The organism is Oerskovia sp. Root22 (assembly GCF_001429135.1).
Classification (GTDB): domain Bacteria; phylum Actinomycetota; class Actinomycetes; order Actinomycetales; family Cellulomonadaceae; genus Oerskovia; species Oerskovia enterophila.
Genome location: NZ_LMIL01000008.1, coordinates 37,815 through 56,418, shown reverse-complemented (window position 1 = coordinate 56,418; position 18,604 = coordinate 37,815). Strand labels below are relative to the sequence as shown.

Annotated in this window: 14 protein-coding genes; 6 read left to right on the top strand and 8 right to left on the bottom strand. The window is 73.5% G+C overall.

The genetic code is table 11. The features are described 5' to 3' along the window. Window positions 1-55: 55 nt before the first annotated feature. From ASE15_RS09030 to ASE15_RS09010, 5 genes are read right to left on the bottom strand one after another with little or no spacing between them, the layout of a single operon-like run. Entirely contained in the window at window positions 56-718 is a 663-nt protein-coding gene (locus ASE15_RS09030) for an ABC transporter ATP-binding protein (protein WP_056649215.1), read from the bottom strand. Next, window positions 718-1,638, bottom strand: a complete 921-nt coding sequence (locus ASE15_RS09025) for an ABC transporter ATP-binding protein (RefSeq protein ID WP_056649213.1) — start codon at window positions 1,636-1,638, stop codon at window positions 718-720. Before ASE15_RS09025 ends, ASE15_RS09030 begins: the two co-directional genes overlap by 1 nt. Further along, a complete protein-coding gene (locus ASE15_RS09020; protein WP_056762877.1) occupies window positions 1,635-2,456 on the bottom strand; it encodes an ABC transporter permease in 822 nt (273 codons plus the stop codon). Before ASE15_RS09020 ends, ASE15_RS09025 begins: the two co-directional genes overlap by 4 nt. Continuing rightward, entirely contained in the window at window positions 2,449-3,597 is a 1,149-nt protein-coding gene (locus ASE15_RS09015) for an ABC transporter permease (protein ID WP_235534297.1), read from the bottom strand. The genes ASE15_RS09020 and ASE15_RS09015 overlap by 8 nt, the downstream gene beginning before the upstream one ends. Beyond that, window positions 3,564-5,177, bottom strand: coding sequence for an ABC transporter substrate-binding protein (locus ASE15_RS09010; RefSeq protein ID WP_200960532.1), 1,614 nt, complete (start codon window positions 5,175-5,177; stop codon window positions 3,564-3,566). The genes ASE15_RS09015 and ASE15_RS09010 overlap by 34 nt, the downstream gene beginning before the upstream one ends. A 357-nt stretch (window positions 5,178-5,534) precedes the next feature. Here ASE15_RS09010 and acs point away from each other — a divergent pair, with 357 nt between their 5' ends. Continuing rightward, on the top strand, window positions 5,535-7,565 hold the full coding sequence (gene acs / locus ASE15_RS09005) for an acetate--CoA ligase (RefSeq protein ID WP_082618330.1): 2,031 nt from the start codon (window positions 5,535-5,537) through the stop codon (window positions 7,563-7,565). 260 nt (window positions 7,566-7,825) lie between these two features. Here the strand turns inward: acs and ASE15_RS09000 are convergent, their stop codons facing one another. Continuing rightward, on the bottom strand, window positions 7,826-8,680 hold the full coding sequence (locus tag ASE15_RS09000) for a hypothetical protein (RefSeq protein ID WP_056649205.1): 855 nt from the start codon (window positions 8,678-8,680) through the stop codon (window positions 7,826-7,828). Window positions 8,681-8,840: 160 nt separating this feature from the next. Here ASE15_RS09000 and ASE15_RS08995 point away from each other — a divergent pair, with 160 nt between their 5' ends. After that, window positions 8,841-9,503 carry a GNAT family N-acetyltransferase gene (locus ASE15_RS08995; RefSeq protein ID WP_082608822.1) on the top strand — a complete coding sequence of 221 codons (663 nt, stop codon included), beginning with the start codon at window positions 8,841-8,843 and terminating at the stop codon, window positions 9,501-9,503. A gap of 217 nt (window positions 9,504-9,720) precedes the next feature. On the opposite strand, the gene ASE15_RS08990 is transcribed toward ASE15_RS08995, so the two are convergent. Together ASE15_RS08990 and ASE15_RS08985 are read right to left on the bottom strand one after the other, a co-directional pair. Beyond that, window positions 9,721-11,187 carry an MFS transporter gene (locus ASE15_RS08990; RefSeq protein WP_056762872.1) on the bottom strand — a complete coding sequence of 489 codons (1,467 nt, stop codon included), beginning with the start codon at window positions 11,185-11,187 and terminating at the stop codon, window positions 9,721-9,723. A gap of 142 nt (window positions 11,188-11,329) precedes the next feature. Further along, window positions 11,330-12,640, bottom strand: coding sequence for an NAD(P)-binding domain-containing protein (locus ASE15_RS08985; RefSeq protein ID WP_235534296.1), 1,311 nt, complete (start codon window positions 12,638-12,640; stop codon window positions 11,330-11,332). A gap of 175 nt (window positions 12,641-12,815) precedes the next feature. Between ASE15_RS08985 and ASE15_RS08980 the strand changes: the two genes are divergently transcribed. The 4 genes from ASE15_RS08980 to ASE15_RS08965 are packed head-to-tail and all read left to right on the top strand — an operon-like array spanning window position 12,816 to window position 18,510. Beyond that, window positions 12,816-14,105, top strand: coding sequence for an esterase family protein (locus tag ASE15_RS08980; RefSeq protein ID WP_056762868.1), 1,290 nt, complete (start codon window positions 12,816-12,818; stop codon window positions 14,103-14,105). A gap of 54 nt (window positions 14,106-14,159) precedes the next feature. Continuing rightward, a complete protein-coding gene (gene mshD / locus ASE15_RS08975; protein WP_056762865.1) occupies window positions 14,160-15,158 on the top strand; it encodes a mycothiol synthase in 999 nt (332 codons plus the stop codon). Further along, window positions 15,155-17,488, top strand: a complete 2,334-nt coding sequence (locus ASE15_RS08970) for an RNA degradosome polyphosphate kinase (protein WP_082618329.1) — start codon at window positions 15,155-15,157, stop codon at window positions 17,486-17,488. Before mshD ends, ASE15_RS08970 begins: the two co-directional genes overlap by 4 nt. Beyond that, on the top strand, window positions 17,485-18,510 hold the full coding sequence (locus ASE15_RS08965; protein WP_082618328.1) for an NUDIX hydrolase: 1,026 nt from the start codon (window positions 17,485-17,487) through the stop codon (window positions 18,508-18,510). The genes ASE15_RS08970 and ASE15_RS08965 overlap by 4 nt, the downstream gene beginning before the upstream one ends. The last annotated feature ends 94 nt before the right edge of the window (window positions 18,511-18,604 follow it).

Below are 18,604 nucleotides of genomic sequence, written 5' to 3'. Positions count from 1 at the left end.
ACCGTCGTCGGGCAGGGCACCTCTCCCCCGGTCGCCCCGCCCGGGCGGGGACCGCTCAGTGCTGGGCCGGCTCCCGCCGCAGGTCCGCGAGCGCGCTGACCTGCGAGCAGCACGCCGCGAGCAGCTCCTCGTCGTGACTGATGAGCAGGACCCCCACGCCCTGGGCCGCGGCCTCGGCCTCGACGAGGCGCACGAGCGTCGCCGTGGTCGCGGCGTCGAGCATCGCGGTCGCCTCGTCGCAGATCAGGTAGCGCGGCTCCTGCGCGAGAGCCCGGGCAAGGCAGGCCCGCTGGAGCTGGCCGTCGGAGACCTGGTAGGGCCTGCGCGTGAGCAGGTCGGGGGTCAGGCCCACGCGCGCCGCGACCCCCTCGACGTCGACCGGGCGACGGGCGACCTCGGCGGGCTGCGCGATGATCGAGCGGAGCGTCAGGCGCGGGTCGGTCGAGGCGCGCGGCGACTGGAAGAGCATCGCGACCGTGCCTCGCAGGTCCCCCTGGACCGCGAACCGGGTGCCCGTCGCGACCTGGTCGTCGATGCTCACGGTCCCCGCGCGCGGCGCGTCGAGCAGCGCCAGGACCCGGGCGAGGGTGGTCTTGCCCGTGCCCGAAGGGCCCGAGAGCCCCACGATCGTGCCCGCCGGGACGCTGATCGAGACGTCGGTCAGGACCGGGGGCTTGCGGCGGTAGCCCGCCACGACGCCGCGCGCCTCGAGGCTCATCAGGCCACCTCGCGCAGCGTGCGGTAGGCGCGGTCGCCGACCTGGACCAAGGCCGTCGGGCCGCCCGACTGCCGGGTCTCGGGGCGGCGCAGGTGGTAGACGCAGTCGTCGGGCAGGTCCGTGAGCTGCGGCGGCGAGCCCGGCAACGGGTGCAGCCCGCGCGAGGGCAGCGCACCCAGGAGGTCGCGCGTGTAGTCGTGCCACGGGTCGTCGAACACCTCGGCCGCGGGCCCCGTCTCCATGAGGCGCGAGGCGTACATGACCGCGAGCCGGTCGGCCACGCCCGTGCGGACCAGGGACGCGAGGTCGTGCGTGATGAGCAGGACCGCCGCGCCGTCGTCGGCGCACTCGCGCAGCAGCCCCAGGATCCGGTCGGTCAGGGCGCGGTCGAGGCTCGCCGTGGGCTCGTCCGCGACGATCACCGAGGGGTCGCCCGCGAGCGCCCCCGCGACGGCCACGCGCTGGGCCATGCCGCCCGAGAGCTCGTGCGGGTAGCAGTCCAGCGCCGAGGGATCGAGGCCCACGCGCTCGGCCAGCTCGTCGCTCGTGCGCACCGAGCCGAGCGTCGCGATCGTCTCCTCGAGCTGCGAGCGCGCGGTGCGCACGGGCGTGAGGTGCGTGGCCGCGGACTGCGGGACGAGCGCGGCGTGCAGGCCCCGGAAGGGTTCGCCCGCGAACACGTCGAGAGCCCCCTGCGGGGTCGTGACCGTGATCGAGCCGGTACGGCGCGCGCCCGCCGGGAGCTGGTCCATGACGGCCGACGCCAGGATCGACTTGCCGCAGCCCGACTCGCCCACGAGGGCCGTGACCGTGCCGCGCGGGACGTCGAGGCTCACGTCGCTCGCGGCGTGCACGACCGAGCCGTTCGGCAGGGGCAGGCGGACTGTCAGGTTCTCGACGCGCAGGCCCGCCGTGCTCATAGTCTCAGCTCCGAAGGTTGGGGTGGGGTGATGACCTTGCGCAGCGCCTGGCCCGCGAACGCGACCGCGAGCGTCACGACCACGAGCACGGCTGCCGGGAAGACGAGGGTCCACCACCCGCCCAGGAGCAGCGAGCTGCGCGCCTCCTCGAGGAGCGTGCCGAGGCTGGGCTCGTGCGGCGGGAGACCGAAGCCCAGGAAGGACAGCGTGGACTCGTGCCACACCGCGTGCGGTAGCAGCAGGACGACCGCGATCATGGCCTGCGGCGCGGTCGCTGGGACCAGGTGGCGCACCGCGACCTGCCGGCGGCTCGCGCCCGCGAGGACGGCCGCGTCGATGAACGGGCGCTGGCGCAGGCTGAGGATCTCCGAGCGGATGATGCGCGCGACCTGCGTCCAGTGGGTCAGCGCGATCGACAGGACGATCGCGAGGAGGCTGCCGCGGAACATCGCCACGATCACGATCCCGAGCAGCAGGTGCGGCAGCGCGTTGACCGCGTCGGTGCTGCGCATGATGATCCGGTCCGGCCACCCGCCCCAGAACCCGGCCGCGGTACCGACCACGACCCCGATCACGGTCGCGAGCAGCGCGCACAGGAGCGCCACGACGAGCGAGGTCCGGATGCCCGACGCGATGCGCACGAACAGGTCGCGCCCGGCCGAGTCGGTGCCGAACAGGTGCTCCGCCGACGGCGCCTGGCGGGCCTGCGCGAAGTCCGTGACCCGGTCGTCGACCCCCGCGATCCACGGGACCAGGACCGCGTAGAGCACCACGACCGCCAGGACCGAGCCCGCGATCACCAGGTTGCGCCTAGCCATCGGTGCTCACCCGGGGGTCCATCAGGGCCACGACCACATCCGCGAGGAGCGAGCCGACCATGACCACGACCGTCGTCCCGATCGTCAGGAACGCCAGGAGCGCCATGTCGAGGTCGCGGGCCGACGTGACGATCGCCCCCGCCACGCCTGGCCAGCTGAAGACCTCCTCGACCAGGACCGCGCCCACGACCAGCTCGGGCAGCCGGACGCCCACGATGTTGACGAACGGCGCGAGCGAGGTCGGCACGATGTGGCGGCGCGTGATGGTCGGCGTCGGGATGCCGCGCGAGACCGCACCGGCCACGAAGTCCTCGCCCTTCGACGTCACGACCGACTCGCGCACCGCGAGCAGCAGCCACGGCACCTGCGAGATCGCGAGGACCACGACCGGCAGGACCAGGTGGCGCAGCACGCCCCCGACCGTGGGGTCCGCTCCCCCGTCCGTGAGCCCCGCCGCGGGCAGCCACCCCAGCGCGAGCGCGAACACCGCGATCGCCGCGAGCGACATGACGAACGGCGGCAGTCCCTGCACCACGACGCACAGCGCCGTGACGCCCCGGTCCAGGATCCCGCCGCTGCGCACGCCCGCCGCGATCCCCAGCGCGAGCGCGACCACGACCGCGAGCGCGAGCGCGGCCCCCGCGAGCAGCAGCGTCCACGGCAGGCGCTCGGCGATGACCTGAGCGACGGGCTGGTTGAACGACCGAGACAGCCCCAGGTCCCCGCCGAACAGGTCCTGCACCCATCCCCAGTACGTCGAGTACCAGGGCCGGTCGAACCCGAGCTGCTCCGAGATGATCGCCTTGTCGGCGTCGCTCGTGGTCATGTACCGGGACCCGAGGTACCCGACCAGGGGGTCGAACGGCGAGTACTTGGCCGCCGCGAACAGCCCTGCGGAGACCGCTGCCGTGACCGGCACGATGAAGAGCAGGCGGCGCCCCACCATGGCCCAGATGTCGCGGTGGCGCCCGCGGCGCAGGTCACGCACCGAGGGTGCGTCGTCGGGCGCGGGGCGGGAGGCGCCGTCGGGCACCGTGCCTGCCTGCCCGGCGTCCTGCCCGGGGCGCCCGGCGGGGCGCTCCTCGCGCCCCGCCTGGACCGTGGTCATCAGTCCCGCGTCCAGGACTGCAGCGACCACCACGGACCCCACGTCACGCCGTGCGCGTGCGGCTCGAGGACGGGCCCCGACATGGACCAGCCCGCGTCCTTCGAGACGTACGTGTGGTCGAGGAACACGAGGTACACGTACCCCGGGTCGTCGATGTACGCGTCCTGGACCTCGCGGTAGGCCGCGTCGCGCTCGGCCTGGTCGAGGCTGCGCCGCCCGACCTCGAGCGCCGCGTCGACCGTCGCGTCCTGGTAGTCGCTCGGGTTGTCGTAGATGCTGCCGACGTCGGGCTGGACGAACACCGAGCTCAGGGCGCCGTACGCCTGCGTGTCGGGGTCGAACGGCTCGTCGCCGCCGCCCAGGAGCGTCGAGTCGGTGTTGATGCGCGGGTCGATCCGGTCCCAGGACAGCGCCTCGAGGTTCACCTCGACGCCCACCGCGAGCGCGTCGGACGCGAAGGCCTGCGCGAGGTCGCGGCGGACCGTGTCGACCGAGTTGTACATGAGCGCGATCTGCGCGCGCTGCCCGTCCTTGACCCGGATCCCGTCCGCTCCCTCGACCCAGCCCGCGTCCGTCAGGATCTGCTGGGCCTGCGCCGGGTCGTACGCGAAGACCGCACCGGGCTCATACGCGTCGCCGTAGACCTCGGGGATGGGCGTCGCGGCCAGGCGGCCGTGCCCGCCCAGGACGTTGTCGATCATCGACTGCCGGTTCGCGGCCAGGTTGAGCGCCATGCGGACCGCGGGGTCGCCCGCGACGGGGTTGTCGGTGGGGAGCGAGAGGCCGCGCCAGTCGGCCGAGGTGTGCGCCGTGACCGTCATGCCGTCCTTGCCCTCGAACGTGTTCGCGAGCAGCGGCGGCAGGTTCGTGCCGTCGATCTCGCCCGAGGCCATGCGCTGCGCGCGCGTGTTGTCGTCGGGGACGTAGAGGAGCGTGAGCTTCTTGACCTCGGGCGCGCCGTCCCAGTAGTCCTCGTTGGCCTCGAGGACCGCGCGGTCCGGGGACAGGTCCACGAGCGTGTAGGGCCCGGTCCCGATCGGTGCGGTGTTGAGCGTGGACTCGGCCGCGAGGCCCGGCGTCGCGACGGCCTCCGAGGGCACCACACCGATGAGCATCTTCGTCAGGAGCGGCGCGTACGAGTACGCGAGGTGGAACTCGACCGTGTCGTCGCCGGTCTGGACGACCTCCTCGATCATGTCGAACGACGACCTGGCCTCGGACGCGGACGCCGGGTCGAGGATCGCCTCGTACGTCGCGACCACGTCCTCGGGGCCGAACGTGCTGCCGTCGGAGAACGTCACGTCGGGACGGATCTTCACGGTCCACACGGTCGCGTCGTCGTTGGCCGTGGGGAGCTCGGCGGCGAGCGCGGGCTCGAACCCCGGCATCCCCTCGCCTCCCGTCAGGCGGACCAGGCCGTCGTACATCTTGGCCTCGCCCGCGGCCCCGAAGCCCGCGACGGGGTTGTACCCGCCGAGCTCGTAGCCGTCGGCGAGCACGATGCCGTCGGTGCCCCCGTCCGCCGCGTCAGCCCCCGCGGCGCTCGCGCCGTCGGCGCTCCCGCCCGGTGCCGTGCAGGCCGTGAGGACCAGGACGCCGCTCAGGGCGATCACCGGAAGAACAGGACGTACTGCTCGAGATCGCGCCACGACGTTCCTTTCGCAGCGAGCAGCGGAGTGCTCACCTGGTCAGTAGTTCGGGTTCCGGCCATCGTGGCACTGCTGCGACGTTGTCGCATGAGCAAGCGGGCCCGACGACGTCGCTCACCTTTTTGTCAGCACCCTCGCCCATTTCGAGAACCAGTGACGCGGGTCACCCGATGGGGTCTAGACTCGCCCAGTCGGGGCAGGACAGGCCCCGTCGCTCGACGTGTCTCGCACCCCTTGCGGCCGCTCGCAGGCCGCGGGGATCTCACGTCATGAGCCCCGCACCAGAGTCGATGCGCACCGGAGGTAAGAGTGCCTGAGAATGTGACCGCCACCGAGAACCAGGTCGACGGGCAGCCCGAGTCCACGGGACTGGAGAACCTCCTCCACGAGGAGCGCAGCTTCCCGCCCAGCCCCGAGTTCGCCGCCCAGGCCAACGCCCAGCCGGCGCTGTACGAGGAGGCCGCAGCCGACCGTCTCGCATTCTGGGCACGCCAGGCCACCGAGCTCGTGTCGTGGAAGACACCGTTCACCGAGACGCTCGACTGGTCGAACGCACCCGTCGCGCGCTGGTTCGGCGACGGCACGCTCAACGCCGCCTACAACGCCGTGGACCGCCACGTCGAGGCCGGCAACGGCGACCGCGTCGCGATCCACTTCGAGGGCGAGCCCGGTGACACCCGCACCGTCACGTACGCGGACCTGCAGCGCGAGGTCTCGCGCGCGGCCAACGCGCTGAGCGCGCTCGGCGTGACCACGGGCGACCGCGTCGTCATCTACCTGCCCATGATCGTCGAGGCCGTCGTCGCCATGCTGGCCTGCGCGCGCATCGGGGCCCCGCACTCGGTGGTGTTCGGCGGGTTCTCTGCCGACGCGCTGCGCAGCCGCATCGCCGACGCCGAGGCCAAGGTCGTCATCACGGCCGACGGCGGCTACCGCCGCGGGTCCGCGTCGGCCCTCAAGCCCGCGGTCGACGAGGCCCTCGCCGCCAAGGAGGGCGCCGCGGCCACCACGGTCGAGCACGTCCTGGTGGTGCGCCGCACCGAGCAGGACGTCGAGTGGACCCAGGGTCGCGACATCTGGTGGCACGACGCCCTCGAGGCCGCCGACGTCCAGCACACCCCTGTGTGGGTCGAGGCCGAGCACCCGCTCTTCATCCTCTACACGTCCGGCACCACCGGGAAGCCCAAGGGCATCCTGCACACGACGGGCGGCTACTTGACGCAGGCCGCGTACACGCACAAGAACGTGTTCGACCTCAAGGCCGAGTCCGACGTCTACTGGTGCACCGCGGACATCGGCTGGGTCACGGGCCACTCCTACGTGACCTACGGCCCGCTGCTCAACGGCGCGACCCAGGTCATCTACGAGGGCACGCCCGACTCCCCGCACCAGGGCCGCTGGTGGGAGATCATCGAGAAGTACAAGGTCTCGATCTTCTACACGGCGCCCACCGCGATCCGCGCCTGCATGAAGTGGGGCGAGGAGATCCCGAACAAGTTCGACCTCACGAGCCTGCGCGTCCTGGGGTCGGTCGGGGAGTCCATCAACCCCGAGGCGTGGATGTGGTACCGCCGCGTCATCGGCGGCGACAAGGCCCCGATCGTCGACACCTGGTGGCAGACCGAGACGGGCGCGATCATGATCTCGCCGCTGCCGGGCGTCACGGCGACCAAGCCGGGCTCGGCGCAGGTTCCGCTGCCGGGCATCGTCGCGGACGTCGTCGACGACAACGCGCGGCCGGTGCCCGACGGCGGCGGGGGCTACCTCGTCCTCTCGGAGCCGTGGCCCTCCATGCTGCGCGGCATCTGGGGAGACCTCGAGCGCTTCAAGGACACCTACTGGTCCCGGTTCCCGGGCATCTACTTCGCGGGCGACGGCGCCAAGAAGGACGAGGACGGCGACATCTGGCTGCTCGGGCGCGTCGACGACGTCATGAACGTCTCGGGTCACCGCCTGTCGACCACGGAGATCGAGTCCGCGCTGGTCTCGAACCCGCTCGTGGCCGAGGCCGCGGTCGTGGGCGCCACGGACGAGCTGACCGGCCAGGCCGTCGTCGCGTTCGTCATCCTGCGCAGCGAGCACGCGGCCCGCGCGGCAGACCCGGAGGGTGCCGCGGCCGTCGAGCTCGAGCTGCGCAACCACGTGGCCAAGGAGATCGGGCCCATCGCGAAGCCCCGCAAGATCCTCGTGGTCCCCGAGCTGCCCAAGACGCGCTCGGGCAAGATCATGCGCCGCCTGCTGCGCGACGTCGCCGAGAACCGCACGGTCGGGGACGCGACGACGCTCGCGGACTCGTCCGTCATGACGCTCATCGCGTCGGGGCTGGCGAAGCCGGCGGGCTCGGAGGACTGAGCCCGGCCCGGCGCGCCGAGCTGGTCGGCGCGCCGGGCACACCGGGGCCAGAGGACTGATGTGCCTCGACCGAGGGCACCTCACGTGGTGCGCTCCGCCGTCGGGGACCTGGCAGGCCCGTTGAGTTGTCAGAACCACACCGGGCCATTCCCCGGCCACGTTCTGACAACTCGGCCCCGCCCACGAGGCGCGCTCACCGCACGTGGTGCGCTCCGCCGTCGGGCCTCGTGGCCTCGCCCGCGGGCCTCGACAAGAGCCCCCTACGCCGGCTCGGCCGCCTCGTCCTTCGACGGCCCGACGCCGTCGCTCGCCTCCCCCGACTCGGCCGCCTCGTTCGCGGGGCTCGTCGCGAGGACCACGCAGCCCGCGAGCGCGACGAGAGCCGCGACGGCGACCGCCGGGTCCCAGCCCGAGCGGATCGTGTCCCCGAGCACCGCGATGCCGACAGCCCCCGGGACCACGACCTCGACGACCGACAGGATCGCGGCGTTCGTCCCGACCTTGCCGCGCTCGAGCGAGCGCAGGTACGCGAGCGCCCCCACGACCCCGAACAGCACGATCGCGATCGCGAGCGGCTGGAAGATCGTGTCCCAGATGTCCCCCGACGCGTGCGCGCCTCGCGCCGCGACGGCCGCCCCCGAGTAGCCGAGGGCCCCGATCACGGCGAGCAGCACCGGCGTCCCGGCCTTGTAGAAGATCAGCGCGACGACCGCGAGACCCGCGGCGACCCCGATGAGCACGGGCGTGAACCAGTCGGGCGGCACGGGCGCGGGCTGCTCCCCGCCCGCGATCCCCAGCACCACGAGCGCGGCCACGATGGCCGTCATGGCCGCGACGTCGATCCGCCGCATGGGCACCGACAGGAACACCCTCGCGAGCAGGACCGTCACGACGAGCGAGCTCGCGAGCACGGCCTGGACCACGAACAGGGGCAGGTGGTCGAGCGCGACGAGCGAGAACAGCCACGCGACGAGGTCGACAGTGAACGCGAGGATCACGAGCGGCTGCCGCACCACGGCGAGCCCCTGCGCGCGGCGGGCCGCGACGGCCTGCATGACGGTACTGACGCCGTAGCCGATCGCGGCGGCGACGGCGGCGAGCAGGCTGAGGAACACGGGGCCTCCTGAAGGTCGACCCCCAGTCTTCCCGCGCAGTGCGCGCTGCGCGCGGTGACGAGCCGTCGGATCGGACGTGACCTCGGACTCACACCCTCCGACACGGGGAGAGTCCCTGCCGTTCACGGGGCCGAAACGCACCGTGGCTACCGTGACGGCCATGCGGATCGAACCCCTCACCTTCCCCGCGCCCGGTGGTGGCGCACTCGTCTCCTCGAACGCCCGCGGCGGGACCGCCGGGACCACCGTCCGGTCGGGTCGCCCGGGTGTCCCCGGCCGACCGAGCCCGGCAGCAGCACCGGCCGCCGGCCTCTCGCTCCTCGACAGCCTCGCCGCGCGGACGGCCGACCTGTCGTGCCTCGCGGACGTTCTCATCGACTGCGTCCAGGGCGGCGCGAGCGTCGGCTGGGTCAAGGCCCCGACCAAGGAGCAGGCGACGGCGTGGTGGTCGGCGTTCCTGGCGGACCCGGACCACCGGACGTGGGTCGGGCGTGACGACGCGGGTCGGATCGTGGCGACCGCGTCGCTCGCCCTGACGTCCAAGGCCAACGGCGCCCACCGCGCAGAGGTCGTCAAGCTCCTGGTCCACCGCCAGGCGCGCGGCAACAAGTTCGCGCCGGGGCTCATGGCCACGATCGAGCGCTTCGCGAAGGCCGAGCGGCTCTCGCTCCTGACGCTCGACACCGAGACGGGCAGCCTCGCCGAGTCGCTGTACCGCAGGTGGGGCTGGTCCGAGGTCGGCGCCATCCCGGGGTTCGCCAAGGTCGCGGGCGGCGCGCTCGTGTCGACGACGATCTTCTACAAGCAGCTCGGCGCACGCTGACGGGTCCTGTCAGGACCGGGGAGCCCTCGGGTTCCGGCTCGTCCTGACACGACGTGCCCACAGCACGGCCGACCACGTACATCAGGACGAGCGACGCCTGTGCACCACGCTGGTCCTGACCGCCCGGGGCAAGGGCGCCCCGAGCACCTCCCTGCCGCGCTCACGACTCCCCGCGGTTCCGGAGTCCCGGACGACCTGGCCCCCGACGCGCAGCGCCTCAGACCGCGATGCGCGGCGCGCGCAGGAGCCGCCCCGCGACCAGCACGAGGTACGCGACGAGCAGCACCGCGGCGCCCCACGCGAGCGCGCCGTACGACGAGACCGCGATGACGATCCCCGCGAGCACCCCGCCGAGCGCGCCGCCGAGGTTCATCGCGAAGTCCGAGAGCCCCTGGACCTGGGTCCGGTCCGCCGCGGGGGTCGCGTCGATGAGCAGCGCCGAGCCGGCGACGAGCCCGCACGACCAGCCCACGCCCAGCAGCACGAGCCCGACCGTGAGCCGCGCCGAGTCGTCGCTCGGCGCGCCCGCGACGACCACGGCCGACGCGAGCAGGATCATCCCGCCCACCGCGAGGACGCGCGCGTGCCCGATCCGGTCCGCAGCCCACCCGATCACCGGGCTGAGCACGTACATGCCGGCGATGTGCGCGCTGATGACGATCCCGATGACCTGGAGGCTCGCGCCGCCGTGCCCCATGTGCACGGGGGTCATGGACATGAGCCCGACCATCACGAGGTGGCTCACGACGATCGCGACGAGCGCGAGCTGCGCCGTGGCCGACGCGCGGATCACGGCCCACCCGGCCGCGAGCCCGGCGCGGAAGCCGGGGCGCGCGGGGGTCGGCGCGGCGACCATGTCCGCCTCGGGCGGTGCGTCCACGGTGCCCGACGGCGCAGCCTCCCCGGCAGCGTCGGCACCGGTCGCGGGCGTCCCGGCACGGGCGGCGGCCTCCTCGGACGAGCTCGCGGCGGCCCGCGCTGCCGCCACGTGCAGCGGGTCGGGGCGCAGCAGGAGCCAGACGGACGCGGCGGCCGCGGCGAACGCCAGGGCTGCGACGAGCAGGGGGGCTGCCGACGTGCCGTGCGTGCCGTGCTCCCCGACCGGGCCGGGCAGGAGGCCGAGCTTCTCGGTCGCTCCGGCGAGGTTCGGACCGAGCACCGAACCGATCGTCGTCGCCCAGATCACGACCGACAGGTCGGTCGCCCGGCGTGCGGGCCGGGCCAGGTCGGTCGCGGTGAACCGCGAGGCGAGGCCCGTCGCGGAGCCCGCGCCGAACAGCAGCATGCCGGCGAGCAGCAGCGGCCACGTCTGGAGCAGGGTCGCGGTCGCTGCGAGGGCCGCTCCGAGGAGGGCGACGACGTATCCGGACGTGAGCGACCGCCGTCGGCCGTGGCGCTCGGCGAGGCGCGAGAGCGGGAGCGCGACGATCGCGGCCCCCACGACGGCCGTGGTCTGCGCGAGGCCAGCGATCGCGTCGGAGCCCGAGAGCTCGGACGCGATGAGCGAGCTCACCGAGATGCCGGTCGCGACCCCGATCCCGCCGAAGACCTGGCTCGCCGCGAGGACCGTGACGGTCCGTCGCTGGATGCGGTCGACGGGGACGTCGACCGGGGGGCCGGTCGGTCCACCTGCCGAGGCCCCGGCGGGGAGGTCGTCGGGTCCGGGGAGGCTTTCAGGAGTCACCCCGGAAGCGTATCGGCGCCCTCACCCTCGCTGAGTTGTCAGAACCACACCGGGGTATACCCCGGCTCACTTCTGACAACCCATCTCTTCGAACGACCGGGTCGTGCAGTCAGGGCACGAGGGTCCGCCGGCGCAGGCAGGCTCACGCCGGCCCCGGCACCACCGACCCACTCGGTTCCACCGGCACCACCAGCCGACTCGGCCCCCTCGTCGCCGCACCGTCGAGCAACCGCAGCACCGACCGCACCGCCTCCCGGCCGGCCCGGTTCGCCCCGATCGTCGACGCGCTCGGCCCGTACCCGACGAGCTGGACGCGGGGGTCGGCGACCACGGTCGGCCCGTCCATGACGATCCCGCCGCCGGGCCCACGCAGCCCCAACGGCCCGAGGTGGTCGAGCGCGGCCCGGAAGCCCGTGGCCCACAGGATCACGTCCGCGCCCTGGTGCGTCACGCCGTCGGGACGGACTCCCGGGTCCCACGCGACGCCGTCGGGCACCACGCGCGAGAACATGGGCAGGCGCCGCAGGACGCCCGAGGCGATCCCCGCCTCGTACACAGGCGTGAGCGGCAGGCCCGTGACGGACACGACGCTCTCCGGCGCGAGGCCCGCGCGCGTGCGCTCGTCGACGAGCGCGACCGCGTCGCGCCCCCGGTCCTCGTCGAACGGACCGCCGACCCACACGGGCTCGCGGCGCGTGACCCACGTGGTCGAGGCCGCGTGCGGCGCGATCTGGAGCAAGAACTGCGTCGCGGACGCACCGCCGCCGACCACGACCACGCGGCGGCCCGCGAAGTCCTCGGCCGCGCCGAAGTCGTGCGTGTGCAGCTGCCGGCCCGCGAACGACTCGCGCCCCGGGTACCAGGGCCAGAACGGCTTGGTCCACGTCCCGGTCGCGTTCACGAGCGTCCGCGCGCGCCAGGTCACGGGCCCGTCGGGCGTGGTCGCCTCGACCAGCAGCGCGCCCGACCTGGGGTCGTCGCGCACCTCGCGCACGCCGACGGGCCGCAGCACGCGCAGGTCGTTGACCTGCTCGTACGCCCCGAAGTACCGCCCGACGGCGGTGCTCGCGCTCTCGCGCGGGTCGCCCGGGTCCAGGGCAAGGCCGGGCAGGTCGTGCACCGCGTGCGTCTGCGCCATGGTGAGCGACGGCCAGCGGAACTGCCACGCGCCACCCGGCGCGGGCGCCCCGTCGAGCACCACGAAGGTGCGCTGGTCCCCCGGGGAGGCTCCGTCGTCGGGCCCGGCCGACGGGAGCCCGTCGAGGCCGAGCGGCACGAAGCCCCGCCGCCGCAGGTGGTAGGCGACCGAGAGCCCGGCCTGCCCCGCGCCCACCACGAGGACGTCGACGTCGACGGGCTGGGCCGCCGACGACTGCACGCGCTGGGACTGCTCGACGGGCTGCGGCTGCTCGAAAGGCAGTGCCGGAAGTGCCGGTGCGGACGAGGTGCTCACACCCGTACCAACCGCGCGGGCTGCGGGACTCATCCGGCCCGTGACCGTGACGCGCCGCACAGCGCAGCGACGGGCGTGGGGACACGTCGTGAACGTCCGTGAACGTCCCGTGCACCTTGGCGGCCACCTGGGCGTTCGCCCGGTGGAACCTGTGCGCGGCGGGCACCCTGGGAGGGTGAGCCCGTTCCACGTCCTTCCCGGCGCAGCCCTGCCGGGTGCGTCCTTGCTGGCCGGCGCGGCCCCGTTGCCCGAGCCCGACACCGCCCCGACCCTGCCGCCCTCCGTGCTGCGCGAGCTCGCGGGACGCAGCGACTGGGTGTCGTCCTGGTGGACGGCCGGGCTGCTCGCGGCCGCCGCGGTCCTGGTCGCCGGGCTCGTGGTGCGGGACCGGCGACGTCGGGCGTCGCGCAGCGCCGTCGGCACCGAGGACAGCGGCGGCAGCGCGGACGCCGGTCGCGGTGACAGCGCGAGGCCCGGCCGCCGCGGCGCGTGGCGCGCCTGGGCCGGGACGGTCGCGTCGGGGCTCCTCGTGGTCCTGTCCGTGACGGTCGCGGTCAACGCGTACGCGGGCTACGTCCCCAACGCCGCGGCGTTCCGCACCACGATGGCGGGCTGGGGGATCGTCGACCCACCGCCGAGCCATCGCGACAAGCCCTCGGAGCGCGCGGGCTCGTCGGCGGCGGGATCGGTGACCTCGACGCCGCTGCCGGCCCCGGACCTGCGCATGGCCGACGGCACCACGTGGGTCTACACGCCGCCGGGCTTCGACCCGTCGGCCCCGACCCGCTACCCCGTCGTCTACCTGTTCCACGGCAGCCCCGGCCAACCGAGCGACTGGTTCGCGGCGGCAGACAGCGCCAACGTCATGGACACGCTGCTCGAGGCGCAGCTCGTCCAGCCCATGATCCTCGTCGCGGTCGACGTCAACGGGACCGGCCCCTCACCGCGCGACACCGAGTGCCTGGACTCGACGACGGGCGGCGCGCAGGTCGAGACCTACGTGACCGACGTCGTGATCCCGTGGGTCGACAAGAGCTTCCCGACGGTCCCGGACCGGGACCACCGAGCGATCGGCGGGGCGTCGTCGGGCGGGTTCTGCGCGCTCAACCTGGGCCTGCGCCACCTCGACACGTTCAGCGCGATCATGGCCCTCGAGCCCTACGGCGACCCGGGCGACGGCGGGCGCGCGATGCTCGCGACGCAGGAGGAGTTCGACGCGAACTCGCCCAGCCACTACCTCCCGACCATGGACTTCACCGCGCCCGTCGCGGTCTTCCTCGACGGCGGGACCGAGGCCCCGCGGTTCGACCGCGAGGCCAACCGCCGGCTCGCCGCCGCGCTCACCGCACGGGGTCAGACCGTCGGGCTGCGCGAGGAGCCCGGCCAGGGACACACGTGGGCCATGGTCCACGCGGGCCTGCCGTACGGGCTGGAGTTCGTCTCGGAGCACCTCGCGCAGCCGTGAGCGACCGGACCCGATGAGTCGGTGACCGTGCGCCCGTCGTGATGGGATGGAGCCATGCACTCCCCCCTCGAGATCGGCCCGCTCGACCCGGCCACCGCGGACGAGGTCCGCGCCCTGGCCGCCGCCGCGCACGAGTCCGACGGTGTCGCTCCCCTCTCCGAGCAGCCGCTCCTGCGCCTCGGCGTCGACGACGAGGACCTCACGCACGTCGTCACGTTCGACGACGCAGGAACCGTCACGGGGTACGCGCAGATCGACCGCGGGGGCGACGTCGCGAGCGCCGAGCTCGTGGTGCACCCGGCCGCGCGCCGCCGTCGGACCGGCCGCATGCTGCTGCGCACCGCGCAGCGCGACGCGACCTTGCCCGCCCGCTCGGGCGAGCCCGGCCAGCACGGCCGCACGCTGCACGTGTGGGCGCACGGCGACCTGCCCGCTGCGCGCGCGTTCGCGGCCGACGCGGGGCTCGTCGTGGTGCGCGAGCTGTGGAAGATGGGCCTCGACCTGCGCTCCGGCACGTGGGAGCGCCCCGAGGTCCCGGCGGGCCTGCGGCTGCGCACGTTCCGCCCCGGGACCGACGACGCAGCGTGGCTCCGCGTCAACGCGCGCGCGTTCGCGCATCACCCCGAGCAGGGCCGCCTGGCCCAGGCAGACCTCGACGCCCGGGTCGCCGAGGACTGGTTCGACCCCGAGGGCTTCTTCCTGCTCGAGCGCGAGGACGGCTCGCTCGCCGGGTTCCTGTGGACCAAGGTGCCGACGGACCCGTCCGTGTCACCTGCCGGGGCGACGCGCGAGGGCGAGATCTACGTCGTCGGCGTCGACCCCGACGCCCAGGGCCAGGGACTCGGGAAGGTGCTGACCGCCGTCGGGCTCGCGCACCTCGCGGGCCAGGGCCTCGAGCGCGCGGTCCTCTACGTCGACGGCGACAACGCCGCCGCGACCCGCACCTACCTCGGAGCGGGCTTCGGCAAGGACACCGTGGACGTGCAGTACGGCCCGCCGACTGTGCATCCCGTCACCCAAAGTTCACCGAGTGATGCCACCATGAAGCCATGACCGACTCCACCGTCCGTCCCAGCGTCCGGACCCCCGCGCGCCCGGACCAGCAGCCGGAGGCTCCTCGCGACGCCCGTCCCCGGCCCGCCCTCGACCCCGAGCTCGCGGCGCACATCGCCGAGCACATCGCCGAGGAGGAGCCCGTCACCGGGACCGTCGACCTGGAGGTGCTCAGTGCCGAGCCCCTGCCCGCCGACCGCTTCGCCGACCGCGAGCTGAGCTGGCTCGCGTTCAACCAGCGCGTGCTCGAGCTCGCCGAGGACGACAACCAGCCCCTGCTGGAGCGCGTGCGCTACCTCGCGATCTTCGCGTCGAACCTCGACGAGTTCTTCATGGTCCGGGTCGCCGGCCTCAAGCGACGCATCGCGACCGGGCTCGCCGTCACGGCCGCCTCCGGGCTCACCCCGCGCCAGGTGCTCGACGCGATCAGCGAGCGCGCGCACGAGCTCATGGCCCGCCACGCCGCGGTGTTCGCCGACCAGGTGCAGCCCGCGCTCGCGACCGAGGGCATCTCGCTGCTGCGCTGGGAGGAGCTCGACACGCGCGAGCAGGAGCGCCTGCACAAGTTCTTCCGCAAGCAGATCTTCCCCGTGCTCACGCCCCTGGCCGTGGACCCCGCGCACCCCTTCCCGTACATCTCGGGGCTCTCGCTCAACCTCGCCGTCGTCGTGGTCAACCCGACGACGGGCAAGGAGCACTTCGCGCGCGTCAAGGTGCCGCCGCTGCTGCCGCGCTTCATCGCGGTCGACTCGCGGGGCCGCCCGTCCGCACCCAGCACGCAGGCCGCAGACCCCGACAAGGGCCCCACGTCGTTCGTGCCGCTCGAGGACGTCATCTCCCAGCACCTCGACCACCTCTTCCCGGGCATGGAGGTGCGCGAGCACCACACGTTCCGCGTGACCCGCAACGAGGACGTCGAGGTCGAGGAGGACGACGCCGAGAACCTCCTCCAGGCCATGGAGAAGGAGCTGCTGCGTCGGCGGTTCGGGCCGCCCGTGCGCCTCGAGATCGCGGACGGGATCAGCCCCCGCATCCGCCAGCTGCTCGTGCGCGAGCTCGACGTCGCGGACGACGAGGTCTACAAGCTGCCCGCGCCGCTCGACTTCACGGGCCTCAACCTCATCGCCGACCTGGACCGCGCCGACCTGCACTACCCGCGGTTCGTGCCGACCACGCACCGCTTCCTCGCCGAGGTGGAGAGCGCCAACCCGACCGACGTGTTCGCGGCGATCCGCGAGCGCGACATCCTGCTGCACCACCCGTACGACTCGTTCTCGACCTCGGTCCAGACGTTCCTCCAGCAGGCCGCCGCGGACCCCAACGTGCTCGCGATCAAGCAGACGCTGTACCGGACGTCGGGCGACTCGCCGATCGTCGACGCCCTGATCGACGCGGCCGAGGCCGGCAAGCAGGTCCTCGCGCTCGTCGAGATCAAGGCACGCTTCGACGAGCAGGCCAACATCTCCTGGGCGCGCAAGCTCGAGCAGGCGGGCGTGCACGTCGTGTACGGGATCGTCGGCCTCAAGACGCACTGCAAGCTCTCGCTCGTGGTCCGCCAGGAGCCCGAGGGGCTCGTGCGCTACTGCCACGTCGGCACGGGCAACTACAACCCCAAGACCGCGCGCCTCTACACGGACCTCGGGCTGCTGACCGCGGACCCCGAGGTCGGCCAGGACCTCACGCGCCTGTTCAACCAGCTGAGCGGCTACGCGCCCCAGTCGAGGTTCCACCGCCTGCTCGTCGCGCCCCGCTCGGTGCGCTCGGGCCTCGTCGAACGGATCGAGCGCGAGGCCGTCGCGGCCCGCGAAGGCCGCGAGGCGTGGGTCAAGTTCAAGGTCAACTCGGTCGTCGACGAGACCATCATCGACGCCCTCTACCGGGCATCGCAGGCCGGCGTGAAGGTCGATCTCGTGGTCCGCGGGATCTGCGCGATCCGCCCCGGGGTGCCGGGGCTCAGCGAGAACATCCGGGTGCGGTCCATCCTGGGCCGGTTCCTCGAGCACTCGCGCATCTTCGCGTTCGCCAACTCGGGCGGCCCGGCCATCGCCGACGGTCCCGAGTCCGGCCCCGAGGTCTTCATCGGGTCGGCCGACCTCATGCACCGCAACCTCGACCGCCGTGTCGAGACGCTCGTGCGGCTCGTCGACCCCGACCAGATCACGAACCTGCTCGACCTCATCGACATCTCGATGGACAGCGGCACCGCGTCGTGGCACCTGCAGGCGGACGGGACGTGGGTGCGGCACGCGACCGGACCCGACGGCCCGTTGACCGACATCCAGTCCACCCTCATCACCCGACAACGCCGTCGTCTGGGCATGGGTCAATGAGCTCTCCGTCCTCGTTCGCCCCGCTCGTGGACACCCTCGGCCCCACCCACGTCCCGCACGCCCCCGTGATCGAGTCGGCCGGCGGGCTCGTGTGGCGCGTGCGCGACGGCGAGCTGCAGGTACGGCTCGTGCACCGGCCCCGCTACGACGACTGGTCGTGGCCCAAGGGCAAGCTCGACCCGGGCGAGACGTTCCAGACCGCAGCCGTGCGCGAGGTGGCCGAGGAGACCGGCAAGCCCGTGATCCTCGGTGTCCCGCTGCCCGGCCTGCAGTACCTGACGCCCGAGGGCCGGGTCAAGCGCGTGCACTACTGGGCCGCGCAGCAGGCCAAGCGTGTGCGCGACGCCGGACCGCTCGCCGCGCGCGCCCCCGTGCCTCCCGTGTCGCCCGACGAGATCGACGCGACCGAGTGGCTCGGTGTCGAGGAGGCTGCGCGCCGCGTGACGCGCAAGGCCGACCGCGGGCCGCTCGCCGCCCTCGTCGAGGAGTACACGCACGGTCGCCTCTCGACCCGAGTGGTCGTGATCGCCCGGCACGGCAAGGCCGTGACCCGGGCCGCGTGGCACGGGGCCGAGCAGGACCGGCCGCTCACGCCCGCGGGCCACGCTCAGTCCGTCGCACTGGTCCCGGTGCTGGCTGCCTACGGGGTCAACACCGTGGTCACGAGCCGGTGGGACCGGTGCGCGCAGACGATCGCGCCCTACGCGCAGGCGGCCGGGCTCGAGACGATCTCGATCGACCACCTGTCCGAGGCCCAGCACGAGCGGTCGCCCTCGCGCGTCGCCCGCACGGTGCGGGAGCTGCTCGAGTCCGAGCGGTCGACCGTGCTCTGCACGCACAGGCCCGTGCTGCCCACGGTGCTCGACGTCCTGGGGCAGCACTCGCGCCGCCCCGTGGCGAACGCCCTGCCGACCCGGGACCCCTTCCTGGAGCCGGGCGAGATGCTCGTGGCGCACGTCGCGGACACGCCCAAGGGGCCGAGGGTCCTCGCGGCGGAGAAGGTCGCGCCGCCGCTGCATTGAGGCGGGCCGGTGGTGGTGAGCTCGGTCGCCGTGGCGAAGCCTGGATGACCTGGAGCGTGGGCTCGCTCTGACGCCTCTGGACTTGGGGCTCGGG

What these genes read in the sequence shown, in the direction of transcription:
- mshD (WP_056762865.1), top strand. Translation starts at nt 14,160, where the DNA reads ATGCACTCCCCCCTCGAGATCGGCCCGCTCGACCCGGCCACCGCGGAC.
- ASE15_RS08965 (WP_082618328.1), top strand. Translation starts at nt 17,485, where the DNA reads ATGAGCTCTCCGTCCTCGTTCGCCCCGCTCGTGGACACCCTCGGCCCC.
- ASE15_RS08970 (WP_082618329.1), top strand. Translation starts at nt 15,155, where the DNA reads ATGACCGACTCCACCGTCCGTCCCAGCGTCCGGACCCCCGCGCGCCCG.
- ASE15_RS09020 (WP_056762877.1), bottom strand. Translation starts at nt 2,456, where the DNA reads ATGGCTAGGCGCAACCTGGTGATCGCGGGCTCGGTCCTGGCGGTCGTG.
- ASE15_RS09030 (WP_056649215.1), bottom strand. Translation starts at nt 718, where the DNA reads ATGAGCCTCGAGGCGCGCGGCGTCGTGGCGGGCTACCGCCGCAAGCCC.
- ASE15_RS09025 (WP_056649213.1), bottom strand. Translation starts at nt 1,638, where the DNA reads ATGAGCACGGCGGGCCTGCGCGTCGAGAACCTGACAGTCCGCCTGCCC.
- ASE15_RS08995 (WP_082608822.1), top strand. Translation starts at nt 8,841, where the DNA reads ATGCGGATCGAACCCCTCACCTTCCCCGCGCCCGGTGGTGGCGCACTC.